The sequence below is a fragment of the Natrinema amylolyticum genome, from assembly GCF_020515625.1.
GTDB lineage: Archaea > Halobacteriota > Halobacteria > Halobacteriales > Natrialbaceae > Natrinema > Natrinema amylolyticum.
Genome location: NZ_JAIWPJ010000002.1, coordinates 594,299 through 608,629, shown reverse-complemented (window position 1 = coordinate 608,629; position 14,331 = coordinate 594,299). Strand labels below are relative to the sequence as shown.

Genomic DNA, 14,331 nt, shown 5'->3' with positions numbered 1-14,331 from the left:
GGCCGGGTCGCCACCGCCCACGGACGCCCGTTCCGGGCTCCGATCGTCGGCGGCACGCTTACGGCGCCACCGGATGAAGCGGAGCCATGGTTCGCGAGCAGATTGATCGAATCGGCGTCGTCGGCGCGGGAACGATGGGCAGCGGTATCGCACAGGTCGCGGCGACCGCCGGCTACGACGTCGTGATGCGGGACATCGAATCGGAGTTCGTCGAGAACGGCTTCGACACCATTGACGACAGCCTCGGTCGTCTCGAGTCCCGAGGCGACCTCGAGGAAGAACCGGCGGCGATCCGCGACCGAATCGAGGGGACGACGCTCCTCGAGGACCTCGCGGACTGCGATCTCGTCGTCGAGGCGGCGCTCGAGGAACTGGACGTCAAACGGGAGGTCTTCGCGGACCTCGAGCGAGTCTGCGACGACGATATCTTGCTGGCGACGAACACGAGCACGCTCTCGATCACGTCGATCGCGAGCGACCTCGAGGGGCCCGAGCGCGTGATCGGGCTGCACTTCATGAATCCGGTGCCGATCATGGAGGGCGTCGAGGTCATCGTCGGCGAGAAGACGACCGACGAGGCGACGGAACTGGCTCACGAGATCGCCGACGACCTCGGGAAGACGACCTGGGAGGCCGACGACAAACCCGGGTTCGTCACGAATCGCATTCTGATGCCGTGGATCAACGAGGGGATCCGGGCCTACGACGAGGACGTGGCCTCGAAGGAGGACATCGACACGGGAATGGAACTCGGCACGAACGTCCCGATGGGACCGCTCACGCTCGCCGATCACATCGGTCTCGACGTCTGTCTCCACGCCTCCGAGACCCTCCACGAGGAACTGGGCGACCGGTACAAGCCCGCCTACCTCCTCAAACGGAAGGTCGAAGCGGGCGACCTCGGGAAGAAGACGGGTGAGGGGTTCTACGAGTACGAGTAGTCGATCGCGGCCGCCGGACCGAGCATACGACGCTCGGTGCCGGTTCGTTTCAAATTAGCATAATTTATTTTAGGATGATATCCGTATCCGGAGACGATGCGAATCAGCCACCCCGCTGTCGTCATCGTCCTCTGTAGCCTCCTCGGCGTGGTCGGTGTCGCCGCCGTCGCCGGCGCACCCCCTCCGGAGCAGCTCTGTGGCGTCTGCGGTCCCAGCACCGCGAACGACGCCGAGATTGCGGGTGCGACTGACCGCGGGACACTCGACATATACATAGACGACACTGGTGATTCCCAGTGGCGGGCCCGCGTCCCGGTCAACGCGTCCGCCGCCGAACGATACCGAACGAACGCGACTGCGCTCGAGGCCGCGGTCGACGACGCCTGGGCGCGTTCCCACGCGGCCGACAACGACGTCCGAACCGTGGAATCGAGCGTCGCGGGCGACACTGTCGTGGTAAATTACACGGTCGACGACATCGCAGAGCGCGGCGTCGGCGACGCCTGGATCGTCGACTACTTCGCGACCGGAACCTCGCCCGCGCGCTACGAGTTGGCGGCCGACCGAGTGACGCTTCACGCCCCCGAGGGAACGGTCGTCACGAACGACCCCGCCTACGCCACCGTCGACGGCGACACCGTGACGTGGACTCCCGAGGGGAACGATTTCGACGACCAGACCTACGTCGTCTACGGCAGTGACGGCGTCCGCGGCACCGCGAGCGGCTACGCCACGCTCGGCCTCGAGATCGGCCCGACGGCGCTCGCTCACGGCGCGAGCGGCGGATTCGTTCCCGCGGTACTGATCGGGCTCACCGGGATCGCGATCGGCCGCACCGACCTCGGCCGCGACGCGTTCGACGCCGCGACGCTCGAGCGGCTGATCGCGGCCGTCGGGGCCGTCGGTGCGGGCGGCTTTCTCGTCGTCGGTGCGGCCTCGACCGGCGCCGGTCTCGCGCCGGGAGCCGTCGCGCTGGCCGCGCTCGGCGTCGGCTACGCCCTGCTGGGGAGCGGGGCGCGTCGCCTCGGTGGGCGACTCGAGACTCGCGGGCTGATCGGTCTCTCAGTGCTCGCGACGGTCGTCGCCGCGGGATTCGCCTTCGCGATCGCCGGACCACCGGTGTACCCCTTCCCGTTACTCTTCGGACTGGCGACCGCGCTCTGTCTCCCGATCGGGTACGCGTTCGAGCGCGGGCGGACGCCGATCGGTCTCATCGCGGTCGTCGCGCTCACGCCGATGTCCGCCATAGCGGTCATCGCTCCCGTTTCCGTGTTCGGATACGGGGCGGCCGTATACGGCCTCCTGTTGCTCCCGTGGGTCGCCAGCGTCGCCGCGTTCGGCTATCCGCTCGCGCTGCTGGGTCGACTGCTCGCTGTCGGTATCGACTGACGACGCGAATCGCGTCGTGGTGCCGTCTCACTCGAGGAATCGCGCACTGACGTCGACGTCGGCCGGCGGCATGGCACACTGGTCTTTCTTGCCGAACCACCGATAGCGGCGGTCGGCGACGAAGTCGTAGACGCCGTCTCGGAGCCGGCGCGGGAGAAAGCGGAACGGACCGAGCAGGCGATAGACACCCCCTAACCGTTCGGCGATCCGGATGACCGCTGCGGACTTCACGTAACAGTCCTCGCCCTCGATCAGGACGACCGACTCGAGTTCGTCGGTCGGGAGGCCGTGTTCGGCGAGCAACTCGTTGCCGACGTCGGACTGGAGCGAGGCGAAGCGGAACTGGCCCTCGGTGTCGCGGGGCAGAACGAACTGGACGAAACCGCTACAGAGGTTACAGACGCCGTCGAAGAGAATAATCGGGCCGTCCGGGAGATCCGAACCCATTGGTCAGCCGTTCGTTGGGACCGCGCGCAGTTCAGCGTTCCGACCGCGAGGCGTCCCTACTGGTGAAGCGGCTGTTCGGCCATCTTGCTGCGGAGTTCCTCGAGTCGCGAGCGGGAGACGCCGTCCTCGAACTGCTGGAGGAGCGCGAACACCTCCGCTCGAGAGACCTTGACGTCGCCCTCGCGGACGACGTCCTCGGGTCGCTCGCGCAGTTCGCGGAGCGTGCCGACGGCCAGCAGGTAGGGGATCGCCCACGCGGAGAGCCGATTGCCGTTGTGTTCGGGGACAATCTCGAGGTAGCGCTGGGCGTCGTCGAGGTAGTTCTCGGCGCGGCCTGTCACCCGCTGGATGACGTTCGTGACGCCACCGTGGTGGGCCTCGTCGGTGACCGCCTCGACGTCGACGTCCTCCGCCGCGAGCCACTCGGCGGGGAGGTAGACGTTGTTCTCCTCGTGGTAGTCGTCTTCGACGTCCTTCGCGATGTTGACCAACTGGAGGAGGAGGGCGAACGAGCGGGCGTTCTCCCGCATCTCCGCCGCTCGCTCCTGCGAGGTACCGCGGGCGACCAGACCGGTAATCAGGGTCCCGACGGTGCCGGCGGCGTACCAGCAGTACTCCTCGAGTTCCTCGATCGTCTGGAGGCGAAGCCCGCCCTCGCTGGCGTACCGGTCGGTGAACATCGCCATCCCGTCGACGAGTTCGCGGACCGGCCCGCGCATGATCTCGCGGGGCTCCTCGTCGAGCGATTCGAAGGTGCGGAGGACGCGCGGCGTCTCGGCGACGACCTCCCAGTCGTCGTTTCGGTCCGCGGGAATCCACGGCTCGACGTCGTTCATGAAGGTCGCGATCGATTCCTCGGCGGCCGGATCGAGCAGCCGATCGTACTCCGCGAGCAGTTCGGTCTGGGCGTCCGGCGGGATGTGTCCCGCGTCCTCGATCGTGTCCGCGATTCGACAGAGGAGGTACCCGACACAGATGTGTCTCGCCATCGGCTCCTCGAGCCGATCGATCGTGATCGAAAAGGTCCGCGAAACGCCGTGAACCGCATCATAACACCACTCGAGGTCGGCGTCAGTGGGGGGTTCGGGCTGGCCCGTGGTCATCTACTCGAGTTAGTTTCGTGACCATCGGGGAAAAACACCGCGGTCGCGGCGTGATCTTCCGGTCAGCGGGAATCGGGGCGGTCAGCGGGCGTGCCAGAGGGTGGGTCGGAGCGACTGCCCCCGGCGTATCACGACACAATCGGTATGGCGGCGACCGGCAAAGGAATGGTCGTGAGCCAGTCGATACTCATCGCCGGATCGCACGGCCAGGTCGGACAGCACGTCACGGAACTGCTCGCCGAGAGCGAGCGGACCGCTCGAGCGATGGTGCGCGAGGAGTCCCAGACCGACGAGATGGCGGCCCTGGGCGGGGAACCGGTCGTGGCGGACCTGACCGACGACGTCGATCACGCCGTCGAGGGGTGTGACGCGATCGTCTTCGCGGCCGGCTCCGGCGGAGAGGACGTCTACGGCGTCGACCGCGACGGGGCGATCAACCTTATCGACGCGGCGGGCGACGCCGGCGTCGACCGGTTCGTCATGCTCAGTTCGATGGGGGCCGACGACCCGGAAGCGGGACCCGACCCCCTCCGAGAGTATCTGATCGCCAAGGCCGAGGCCGACGAGTACCTCCGCAACAGCGACCTCGAGTACACGATCGTTCGGCCGGGCGAGCTGACGAACGAGCCCGGAACGGGCGAGATCCGGGCGGCCGACGGGCTCGAGCTGGGGGACGGTGACATCCCCCGCGAAGACGTCGCGCGGACGCTCGTGGCCGCGATCGACTTCGAGCCGGTGTACGGAGAGACGTTCGAGATCCTGTCGGGCGACCGGTCGATCGAGGACGCGCTCGAGGCGGTCGGCTCGAGTTGACAGTTGATGGGCGAACCGGACGTGAACGTTACAGCGGAGTTGAGTCGGTGAAAGCGGAGTTGAGTCGGTTGAAACCGAAAAAGAGCGTTCCGCTCGGACTGGCAACAGTGAAGACCACACCCTCCCCAACCGGTTCGTTCACTCCCGTCGGTCGTTCACTCATCCCTCGCACGGTTTCGGACCGCGGTTCACTGGCGTTCACCGCGTCCCAGCGTGCGCCACCGCAGATGGGAATTCGCGTTGAGCGACGGGATGTGCGAATCCGCGCTACGAGTTCTTCCCCGCGTGACACCGTTATGAGACGCGATCGACCGGAGAGCGAACAATAAAGGAGCGAGGTCGCCCATTCGGGAGTATGGACTTCGCACTCTCGGCCGAACAGCAACAGATTCGAGATATGGTCTCGGAGTTCGTCGACGAGGAGGTCGTCCCCGTCGCCGAGGAGATCGACCACGAGGACGAGTTCCCCGCCGATCTCGTGAGCGAGATGGCCGAACTGGGCCTGATGGGGATGCCCTTCCCCGAGGAGTACGGCGGTGCCGGGCTGGACTATCACTCCTACGCCATCGGCCTCGAGGAGATTTCCCGCGGCTCGGGCGGGCTGGGGACGATCGTCGCCGCTCACACCTCGCTGGCGGGGAACATGCTCTACGAGTTCGGCGACGAGTCCCAGAAGGAGGAGTACCTGACGCCGCTGGCGGAGGGGCGGGACATCGGCGCGTTCGCGCTCTCGGAGGCGGGTGCGGGCAGCGACGTGCCGGCGATGGAGACCACCGCAGAGAGAGACGGCGACGAGTACGTGATCAACGGGGGCAAGCTCTGGATCTCGAACGGCTCGGTGGCCGACACGGTCACCCTCTTCGCGAAGACGGACCCCGACGCCGGCAACAAGGGGATCTCGTCGTTCGTCGTCCGCCCTGAGGAGGACGACGGCTTCATCGTCGAGGGCACGGAGGACAAGCTCGGCGACAAGGGCTGTCCGACCGCCGAACTCCGGTTCGACGACCTTCGCGTTCCGGAATCGCGGCTGCTCGGCGAGGAGGGCGGCGGCTTCGTCCACGCGCTGAAGACCCTGAACGGCGGCCGAATCACGATCGCCGCTCGCGGGGTCGGCATCGCCCGCGCGGCCTTCGAGGAGGCCCGCGACTACGCCAACGAACGCGAGCAGTTCGGCCAGCCCATCGGTGAGTTCCAGTCGATTAAGCACAAGCTCGCGGACATGGACACCAAGATCCAGGCCGCGAAGATGCTCATGCACAAGGCCGCCGACAAGAAGATCCGCGGCGAGGACTACATCAAGGACGCCTCCCAGGCCAAGCTCTACGCCTCGGAAGTGAGCCGCGAGGTCGCCAACGAGGGGATCCAGATCCACGGCGGCTACGGTTACACCAAGGACTTCGCCGCACAGCGGTTCTATCGCGACGCCAAGCTCAACGAGATCTACGAGGGCACCAGCGAAGTGCTCCGGAACACGATCGGCGACCAGTTGCTCGAGGAGTAGGCTCGAGCGTCGATCGCTGCGTTCACCTTGGAACGGGCTACTCCTCGAGACAGTTCCGAACCCAGGCGTAGTGCTCCCGCACTCGCCGTTCCCCGCCGTCCGTCAGCGCGTAGACGTCGTGGAGGCCCTCGGTCCGTTTCTCGACGAATCCCGCGTCGACCAGCGCCGACAGCGAGCCGTAGAACGACTTCGGCTCGAGCCGGTCGTCGTAGTGGGACTCGAGGCGCGATTTCAGCTGCTGGCCACGCAGTTCACCGTCCTCGGCGGCGGCGAGCAGGAAACAGACGTCTCGACGGCGGCCGCTTCGAAGCCACTTGCTCATAGTCGTGAGTCACGCGAGAGCCGCTCGAGCGTTACGGTTTCGCACTCACCCGGACTCGAGTCGCCGACGGAGGGTCGCGACGATCGTCCACGCAAGGCCGCCGAGGGCGGCCGCGCCGAGCAGCGGGCCGTCGCCGATCTCGAGGAAGGCGGTGCCGCCAGGCCGGCGGTCGTGCCGGAAGAGCAGCCAGCCGCGATCCGGATCGCCGAGGACGACGTCGCCGGAGCCGAAGGCGAGCGAGAGCAACACCGCGAGGAGCGCGTAGGCCGCGACCGCCGCGAGGGTGCCGACGCTGCCGGTCAGGAACCGCGACAGGAGCGATGCACCGGGAAGCCGGCTCACCCGCTCGTCGGTGCCGTAAATTCCGAACCCTTGGACGTCGTCCGGCGGGTCGCCGACCCGGACGTCGGCGGGGTACTGACAGAGGACGGCGGCCATCCAGAGGTCGCCGATCGACCCGGCGGCGTTCGCCGCCAGCGGGACGATCAGCAGCGGCGTAGGGACGACGACCATCGCGGCGAGCCCGACGGCGGTGATCACGACGAACGGCGCGAGCAGGGCGACGAGCAGTTGATTCCGCGTGTAGTTCGCGCCGCTGGTCTCGGCGTAGGCGTAGGGCAACACGAAGTAGGAGACGCCGATGCCGTAGGTCGGTGACTCGCCGTAGCGGGCCATGAACACCCCGTGGAGCAGTTCGTGGGGAACGACCACGCAGACGAGCAACCCGATCGAGACGGCGAGCCAGCCGAGCACCGTCGGCGGCGAGGACGGCGCGATCACGATCGGCTCGAGCGAGGCCCCGCGGAGCCGCGCGAGGACGTGGCCGAAGGAGTAGGCGAAGCCGAAGAATCCCACCGCGGAGACGACGAGCCACTGGAGGGCGACCGACCGCGTGAGTCGAAACGTCGCGAGCGGGCGACGGGCCGGGAGGGAGTCCGAACGGCTCACTGGGCGAAGCCTCGGAGGCGACCGAAAAATCGGTGTCGATGTTCGGCCTCTCGGAGAGCTCGACCGGAACCGACAGGTTCCCGGTGGACGCGTCCCGATCGGCGAGTATGACCGACGATCGGACGGCCGAGACCGACGGAATCAGGGCGACCTACGAGGAGACCGAAACGGAACGAGTCCTCGCGTTCGAGCGCGACGCGGGCGAGTATGGGACGGCCGGGACGGCCGCGATCGCACAGAACATCGAGGGGTACGCGATGTTGAAAGTGCGCCCGTCCGCCGACGGCGACGAGCTCGAGCGCTACTACGGGTTCGATATGGCGCTCGACCACGTCGGGGAACTGCTGGGCGTCTCGCCGCACGACCTGCCGATCCCGGCGGCCGCCGAAGACATGGGGATGTAGTCGGACACGGTCGACGGGACGGTCGGAGCGATCAAACGACGAACGCGGCGATGATCAGCAGTCCGAAGTACAGCGCCACGAGGACGCCGAGCGCGTATATTCGAACGCGCCGAAGCTCCGCGCGCTCGTCGCGGACGGCCCGCTCGACGGCCGCTCGCTCCCGATCGGAGAGCCGCTCGGGGTGCTCGAGACCGCGGTGGAGCGACTCGAGGCGCGCTCGACGAAACGGGCGGTCGCAGTACGGACAGCGGACGGGAGACTCGTCGCCGTTGACGTCGATCTCGGGGCCGCCGGAAGAGGCGGCCGCTGTCGTCGCGGTGTCGGCCGCCGGTGCGTGACGACACGATTCCCCGGACACGGTGGGCGCTACGAGGTCCGGCCAAATCCCTCTTCGGTCGGCTCTCGCGGACTGCGTCGCTGGCCGACGCGCCGACTCGAGGGCTCCCGATTCGCGTTCCTCGAGTCCGCGCAGATGGGAAAAAGCGAGAGCCCTAAATACGCGGAGTCGAACGGTGTAGACGAGAATAGCCGTGGCAACAGAGTCGTTTCCCCGCCCGATCGGCACGCGACGCCGCTTTTCCGCACTGCTCACAGCGACCGCGCTGGGCGTCTACCTGCTGTTGATCGTCGGCGCGACGACCTCACTGACGAACGCGGCCGCGTCGTGTTCGACGTGGCCGACCTGTCACGCCCCGGTCGACCCGCTGAGCCAGACCGAGCTCGCGATCGCGTGGGCCCACCGGCTCACCGCCGTCGTCGTCGGCCTGCTCGTCGCCGCGACGGCCTACGCCGCCGCCTTCGGTGACGCCTCGCGGCGCGTCCGAGCGACGATCGTCGCCGCCGCCGCGCTCTACGTCGTTCAGGTCGGCGTCGGTGCCGTTACCGCGACGATCGGCCCGGAGGCGATCCTCCCTGGCCTCCACCTCGCGCTCGGCCTCGTGATCTTCTCGGGCGTCGTCCTCGCGCTCGCGTGGGACTTAGAGCTCGCGACCGGCAGCGAGGACGAGGACGGCATCGACTCGCCGGAGCCGCTCGAGGAGGAAGTCCCGAGCGCATCCGAACGCACGCTCCCCGCGAGCCGACTGGCCCGCGCCCGACTCACCGCCTTCGCCTACTTCCAGATGATGAAACCGCGGCTGATGTGGCTGCTCTGTCTCGTCGCCGCCGCCGGGATGGCGCTGGCCGCCGGCCCCGGTCTCGAGATCGCCACGATCATCGCGACGCTCGGCGGCGGCGTCCTCGCGATCGGCGCGTCGGGAACGTTCAACCACGTCCTGGAGCGCGACGTCGACCAGAAGATGTCCCGCACCGCCGATCGGCCGCTGGCGGTCGATCTGATCCCGGTCCGGAACGCGCTGGCGTTCGGCGCCGCGCTGACCGCGGCGTCGCTGGCCGCGTTCCTGTCGATCAACCGGCTCGCCGCGGCGCTCGGGCTGGCCGCGATCGTCTTCTACAGCGTCGTCTACACGCTCTTGCTCAAGCCGAATACGGTCCAGAACACGGTCATCGGCGGCGCTGCAGGCGCGCTCCCGGCCCTGATCGGCTGGGCCGCGGTGACGAACGAGATCGGTTGGCCCGGCCTCGCGCTCGCGGGCGTCATCTTCCTCTGGACGCCGGCGCACTTCTACAACCTCGCGCTGGCCTACAAGAACGACTACGCCCGCGGCGGCTTCCCGATGATGCCGGTCGTCCGCGGCGAGACCGTCACCCGAAAGCACATCCTCTACTACATCGCCGCGACGCTCGTGAGTTCGATCGCGCTGGCCTGGATCACCGACCTCGGCGCGCTGTACGCCGGCACGGTCGTGATCTTCGGCGGGATCTTCCTCTGGGCCGCCGTGCGACTCCACTTCGAGCAGACCGAGGCCGCCGCGTTCCGCTCGTTCCACGCCTCGAACGCCTTCCTCGGGGCCGTCCTGGTCGCGATCCTCGTGGACGCGCTCGCGTTCTGATCCGAACCCCAGTTCGCGTCGCCGGCTCGAGTCGATGACCGCTCTCGAGATCGGCGACCCCCTCGCCACCCTCGCCTTGCGGTTGTTACACATCGCGACGCGGATCTCCTCGCGGAGTACTGCGATCCGGACACAAGTAGTCGGAATTTTCACTCAGCGGGCCGAAGGCCGCGTATGGATCGACAACGACGCCAGTTCCTCGACGATTTGCTCGAGACTGCGACACCGTCCGGCTTCGAAACGGTCGGGCAGCGCCTGTGGATCGACTACGTCAGCGAATTCGCCGACGAGGTGCGAACGGACGCGTACGGGAACGCTGTCGCCGTTCTGGAGGGCGGCGATTCGTCGCTCGCGCTGACGGGTCACGGCGACGAAATCGGGTTCATGGTTCGGGATATCGAGGAGAACGGCGCGATTCGGATAACGCCCATCGGCGGCTCGGATCGCACCGTCTCGAAGGGACAACACGTTCGCATTCACACGACCGACGGAACGGTTCCGGGAGTGGTCGGCCAAACGGCGATTCACCTCCGCGATCGGGAGGACGACTCGATTGACGATATCGACGACCAGTACGTCGACATCGGAACCGAGGACGCGGACGAGACGGCGGAGCTCGTCGATCGCGGTGATCCGGTCACGTTCGACCAAACCGTTTCCGAACTGGAAAACGACCGCATCGCGGCTCGCGGACTGGATAACCGGATCGGGATCTGGGCCGCGGCGGAAGCGCTTCGTCGAGCGGCCCAGCGCGACCTCGATACGACGGTGTACGCCGTGTCGACGGTCCAGGAGGAAGTCGGGTTACAGGGCGCGAAGATGGTCGGCTTCGATCTCGCGCCCGATGCGGTCGTGGCGATAGACGTCACTCACGCCACGGACGCGTCGGGAACGCCCTCGAGCCGGAAAACCGGCGTCGAACTCGGGGAGGGCCCGGTCGTCGTGCGAGGGAGCGCGAACCACCCGGAACTCGTTCGCACCGCCCGCGAGGTGTCCGCCGACGCGGACATCGATATTCAGTTGCAGGCGTCCGGAAATCGGACCGGGACCGATGCCGACGCGTTCTATACGTCGCGCGGCGGCATTCCGTCACTGAACGTCGGCGTCCCGAACCGCTATATGCACACGCCCGTCGAAGTCGTGGATCTCGCGGACCTTGACGCCGCGGCCGACCTGCTCTGCGAATTCGCGGCCGTCGCTGACGAACACGAGTTCTCGGTCGACGTATAGAGACGACACACGCCGTCTCGAGGGAGCGCTATCGGGTGGGTTCAGCGCGCGACCGTCGTAACACACAAGCGGGAATATCGTCCCGTGAACCGCGAGTCAGGACGTTCTACCAGTCGAATATGTTCACAGATTCTAGATTCACAACCGCAACCGCGGAGTATTAACGGATCCACCCACTACACGTGTGTATATGAGTGACGTACGTGTCGCAGGCACAGGGCTGACACCGTTCGGAAACAGTCCCGAACGGACCGGCCGAGATCTCTTCGCCGAAGCCAGTATCGCGGCCTTCGAAGAGAGCGGGGTCCCCCGAGACGACGTCGAGACCGTCCTCTACGGGAACTTCATGGGCGAACTCTCCGAGCATCAGGGCCATCAGGGCCCGCTGATGGCCGAAGCGGCGGGAGTTCAGGCCCCCGCGACCCGCTACGAGTCCGCGTGCGCCTCGAGCGGCACCGCGGTCCGCGAGGCGGTCAAACGGATTCGAAACGGCGAGAACGACGTGTTGCTCGTCGGCGGGGCCGAACGGATGACCAACCTCGGCACCGCGGGCGCGACCGAAGCGCTCGCGATCGCCGCGGACGACCTCTGGGAGGTACGCGCCGGCGTGACGTTCCCCGGCGCGTACGCGCTGATGGCCCAGGCCTACTTCGACGAGTTCGGCGGTGAACACGAGGACCTGGCCCACATCGCCGTCAAGAATCACGCGAACGCCCTCTCCAACGAGAAGGCACAGTACCAGCGCGCGATCGAGGTCTCCGACGTCCTCGAGGCCCCGCCGGTCTCGGAACCGCTCGGCCTCTACGACGCCTGTCCGATCTCGGACGGCGCATCGGCGCTCGTGCTGACGAGCGAATCCTACGCCGCCGAGCACGATCTCGAGGCTCCGGTCGCGATCACGGGGACCGGCCAGGGCGGCGATCGGATGGCGCTGCACGACCGCGAGCACCTCGCGCGCTCGCCGGCCGCACGCGAGGCCGGCGAGGAGGCTTACGCCGACGCCGGCGTCGACGCCGGCGATGTGGACTTCGCGGAGGTCCACGACTGCTTTACCATCGCCGAAGTGCTCGCGCTCGAGGCGCTCGATCTCGAACCGATTGGTGAGGGAATCTCGGCGGCCCGCGACGGCCGGACGACCGCGGACGGCGAGACGCCGATCAATCTCTCGGGCGGGCTGAAAGCCAAGGGCCACCCGGTCGGCGCGACCGGTGCGTCCCAGATCGCCGAGGTCACCGATCTGCTGGCCGGCGAGCACCCCAACAGCGAGCACGTCGACGGCGCGACGACCGGCGTCGCCCACAACGCGGGTGGCACGGTCGCGAGTGCGACTGTTCACGTGCTGGAGGTGACCGAACAATGAGTGACTCCGAATCGAGCGTCGCCGACGCCGGCTTCGACGAGTGGCTCGCGGCCGCCGAGGAAGACGACGCCTACTACATCGAGTGCGCAAACGGACACGGCTCCCTGCCGCCGCGGCGGGTCTGTCCCGACTGCGGATCGACCGATATCACGGAGGTCACCCTCCCCGAAACAGGCGAGATCCAGACGTTCACCGTCACGCACGTCCCGACGCCGGCCTTCGAGGACGACGCCCCCTACGCGACGGCCGTCGTGGACTTCGGCCCCGTTCGCTTGACCGGACAGGTCGTCGGCATCGACGTCGAAGACGTCGAGACCGGGCTATCGGTCGAACTCGAGATCGCGGTCTCGGAGACGACGGGCGAGCGCGTGATCGGCCTTCGCCCGGCGTAATCGTCCCGTTCGGCCGCGACGATAGCGCCCCCGCTTCTCCCTCGATTGCAGGAACTGTTTTCCGACTCGACTAGTCGCCGGAACCGATGTCGGCGCGCGGGAGTTCCGCGCTCAGATACTCGACGAACTTGTCGGGGTGTTCGGCGTGAGGCAACTGCGTCGCGTAGTCGATGACGACCAGATCGAGGTCGGCCGCCTCAGCGAGGTCACGGCCCTCGCGGAGCGGAACGAGTTCGGCGTCGCGGCCCCAGACCAGCGTCGTGGGCGTCTCGAGGGCGGCCAGCTCCGTCGCGAGGTCGAAGTCGGGATCGAGGGTGCCCGAAGCGAAGGAGGCCGGAGCGTAGCGCGCGCCGGGCTGGTGGGCGCTGTCCCAGGCGTACTCGACCTCTTCGGCACTGATCCGGTCGGAATCGTAGTAGCCGTCCCGGTCGTAGAAGTATCGGATCGAGGGTTTGCTCGCGAGCAGGTTGTACAGCGTCGTGCCGACGATCGGCGTCCGCAGGAGGGTCCGGACCCACGGCCGCTCGTCGCTCGTTTCGTCGGTCGGACAGATCAGAACGAGGCGTTCGAAGTCGGTCTCGTCGGCCGCGTCGACAGCGAACGTTCCCGAGAGCGAGGAGGCGACGACGATCGGCTCGTCGGTGACGTCGGCCGCGAAATCGCGCACGAACTCGGCGTACAGCGTCGCGGAGTAGACGAGCGGCGGTCGCTCCGAGCGGCCGAAGCCGGGGAGATCGACCGCGTAGACGTGGTAGTCCTCGGCCAGTTGCTCGAGGATCGGCTCGAACTCGTGTCCGCTCGCGCCCGCATAGATCCCGTGGAGGAGGAGCATGTCGGGATCGTTCGGATCGCCGGCGACGGTGTACGTCGTCTCGATTCCCCGCCAGCGATACGTCCGCTCGATGCCGACCAGCGGGCTCTCGAGGTCGCTCGCGCGTCGCTTGAGGAGGCGATTCCCGAGGACGGCACCACCGACGGCTCCGAGGGCTGCACCGAGGACTGTTCGGGCTTTCATAGGGGACCGTAAGCGGCCAACGGCCTTAGATTTCAGGTTCGGGGTCAGACGCTGTGGAATCCGTGGGTGGTATGGAACCGGCGACCAGCGGCGGACGTGAGACTACCTGAACGGGATGGTGACCGTGAATTGCGCTCTTCTCCCTCGAGAGGGGGCAGGGCGAGAGTCCGCGCTGGATCTCACCGCGTTAGTGACGGGGTGTTCGAGGGGGAATCGGCTGCTCTGCTGGCGAGAGTCCGCAAACGCAGTCGACGATAGCGGCCAGTAGAAGCTCGATCGCTCTCTCGTGTGCTTCTTTCCGGCGGTGGATGTGCGCCAGACGAACCGGTTGCGCGTCGTAGTCTTCGAATCTCTCGGACGAGACGCCCTCCTCTCGTTCGAGATACACGCGAACTTCGAACAGCAGCGCATGGAGATTGATGAGCTCCTGTTCTCTCATAACTGTTCATGATGGACGCATTCCTGATAGTTATTTTCTGAGCTGGTTTTAGATGTAACGATCCGGGTAACAGCC

General features: G+C 67.1%; 16 protein-coding genes. 9 read left to right on the top strand and 7 right to left on the bottom strand.

From position 1 onward, the window contains the following. Positions 1-86: 86 nt before the first annotated feature. Both LDH66_RS13235 and LDH66_RS13230 read left to right on the top strand, forming a co-directional pair. Entirely contained in the window at positions 87-941 is an 855-nt protein-coding gene (locus LDH66_RS13235; RefSeq protein WP_226481542.1) for a 3-hydroxyacyl-CoA dehydrogenase family protein, read from the top strand. A 96-nt stretch (positions 942-1,037) separates the two neighbouring features. Beyond that, complete coding sequence (locus LDH66_RS13230; protein ID WP_226481541.1) at positions 1,038-2,330, top strand: hypothetical protein; 1,293 nt, start codon at positions 1,038-1,040, stop codon at positions 2,328-2,330. A gap of 27 nt (positions 2,331-2,357) precedes the next feature. Here LDH66_RS13230 and LDH66_RS13225 read toward each other — a convergent pair whose 3' ends face one another. Further along, positions 2,358-2,777, bottom strand: a complete 420-nt coding sequence (locus tag LDH66_RS13225; protein WP_226481540.1) for a thiol-disulfide oxidoreductase DCC family protein — start codon at positions 2,775-2,777, stop codon at positions 2,358-2,360. Between the two features lie 56 nt (positions 2,778-2,833). Beyond that, positions 2,834-3,880 (bottom strand): phytoene/squalene synthase family protein, encoded by a 1,047-nt coding sequence (locus LDH66_RS13220; protein ID WP_226481539.1) that lies wholly within the window; start codon positions 3,878-3,880, stop codon positions 2,834-2,836. A gap of 144 nt (positions 3,881-4,024) precedes the next feature. Here LDH66_RS13220 and LDH66_RS13215 point away from each other — a divergent pair, with 144 nt between their 5' ends. Together LDH66_RS13215 and LDH66_RS13210 are read left to right on the top strand one after the other, a co-directional pair. Continuing rightward, positions 4,025-4,693, top strand: coding sequence for an SDR family oxidoreductase (locus tag LDH66_RS13215; RefSeq protein WP_226481538.1), 669 nt, complete (start codon positions 4,025-4,027; stop codon positions 4,691-4,693). 355 nt (positions 4,694-5,048) lie between these two features. Beyond that, complete coding sequence (locus LDH66_RS13210) at positions 5,049-6,194, top strand: acyl-CoA dehydrogenase (protein WP_226481537.1); 1,146 nt, start codon at positions 5,049-5,051, stop codon at positions 6,192-6,194. 37 nt (positions 6,195-6,231) lie between these two features. Here LDH66_RS13210 and LDH66_RS13205 read toward each other — a convergent pair whose 3' ends face one another. Together LDH66_RS13205 and LDH66_RS13200 are read right to left on the bottom strand one after the other, a co-directional pair. Then, complete coding sequence (locus LDH66_RS13205) at positions 6,232-6,516, bottom strand: PadR family transcriptional regulator (protein WP_226481536.1); 285 nt, start codon at positions 6,514-6,516, stop codon at positions 6,232-6,234. Positions 6,517-6,561: 45 nt separating this feature from the next. Further along, positions 6,562-7,464: a DUF3267 domain-containing protein gene (locus LDH66_RS13200; RefSeq protein ID WP_226481535.1), complete on the bottom strand. Its 903-nt coding sequence runs from the start codon at positions 7,462-7,464 to the stop codon at positions 6,562-6,564. Positions 7,465-7,571: 107 nt separating this feature from the next. Between LDH66_RS13200 and LDH66_RS13195 the strand changes: the two genes are divergently transcribed. Continuing rightward, the gene (locus LDH66_RS13195) at positions 7,572-7,868 is read left to right on the top strand and encodes a DUF7111 family protein (protein WP_226481534.1); all 297 of its coding nucleotides are present in this window, start codon (positions 7,572-7,574) and stop codon (positions 7,866-7,868) included. Positions 7,869-7,899: 31 nt separating this feature from the next. Here the strand turns inward: LDH66_RS13195 and LDH66_RS13190 are convergent, their stop codons facing one another. Beyond that, complete coding sequence (locus tag LDH66_RS13190; protein WP_425492944.1) at positions 7,900-8,226, bottom strand: DUF7410 domain-containing protein; 327 nt, start codon at positions 8,224-8,226, stop codon at positions 7,900-7,902. A 172-nt stretch (positions 8,227-8,398) separates the two neighbouring features. Here LDH66_RS13190 and LDH66_RS13185 point away from each other — a divergent pair, with 172 nt between their 5' ends. The 4 genes from LDH66_RS13185 (at position 8,399) to LDH66_RS13170 (ending at position 12,802) form a co-directional block, all read left to right on the top strand. Continuing rightward, complete coding sequence (locus tag LDH66_RS13185) at positions 8,399-9,820, top strand: heme o synthase (protein ID WP_226481533.1); 1,422 nt, start codon at positions 8,399-8,401, stop codon at positions 9,818-9,820. A 174-nt stretch (positions 9,821-9,994) separates the two neighbouring features. Beyond that, a complete protein-coding gene (locus tag LDH66_RS13180) occupies positions 9,995-11,050 on the top strand; it encodes a M20/M25/M40 family metallo-hydrolase (protein WP_226481532.1) in 1,056 nt (351 codons plus the stop codon). A gap of 190 nt (positions 11,051-11,240) precedes the next feature. After that, positions 11,241-12,410: a thiolase C-terminal domain-containing protein gene (locus LDH66_RS13175; RefSeq protein WP_226481531.1), complete on the top strand. Its 1,170-nt coding sequence runs from the start codon at positions 11,241-11,243 to the stop codon at positions 12,408-12,410. Further along, positions 12,407-12,802, top strand: coding sequence for a Zn-ribbon domain-containing OB-fold protein (locus LDH66_RS13170; RefSeq protein WP_226481530.1), 396 nt, complete (start codon positions 12,407-12,409; stop codon positions 12,800-12,802). Before LDH66_RS13175 ends, LDH66_RS13170 begins: the two co-directional genes overlap by 4 nt. A 70-nt stretch (positions 12,803-12,872) precedes the next feature. Here the strand turns inward: LDH66_RS13170 and LDH66_RS13165 are convergent, their stop codons facing one another. Continuing rightward, the gene (locus tag LDH66_RS13165; protein WP_226481529.1) at positions 12,873-13,817 is read right to left on the bottom strand and encodes an alpha/beta fold hydrolase; all 945 of its coding nucleotides are present in this window, start codon (positions 13,815-13,817) and stop codon (positions 12,873-12,875) included. A 187-nt stretch (positions 13,818-14,004) separates the two neighbouring features. Then, positions 14,005-14,256, bottom strand: coding sequence for a UPF0058 family protein (locus LDH66_RS13160; protein ID WP_226481528.1), 252 nt, complete (start codon positions 14,254-14,256; stop codon positions 14,005-14,007). Positions 14,257-14,331 lie beyond the last annotated feature (75 nt).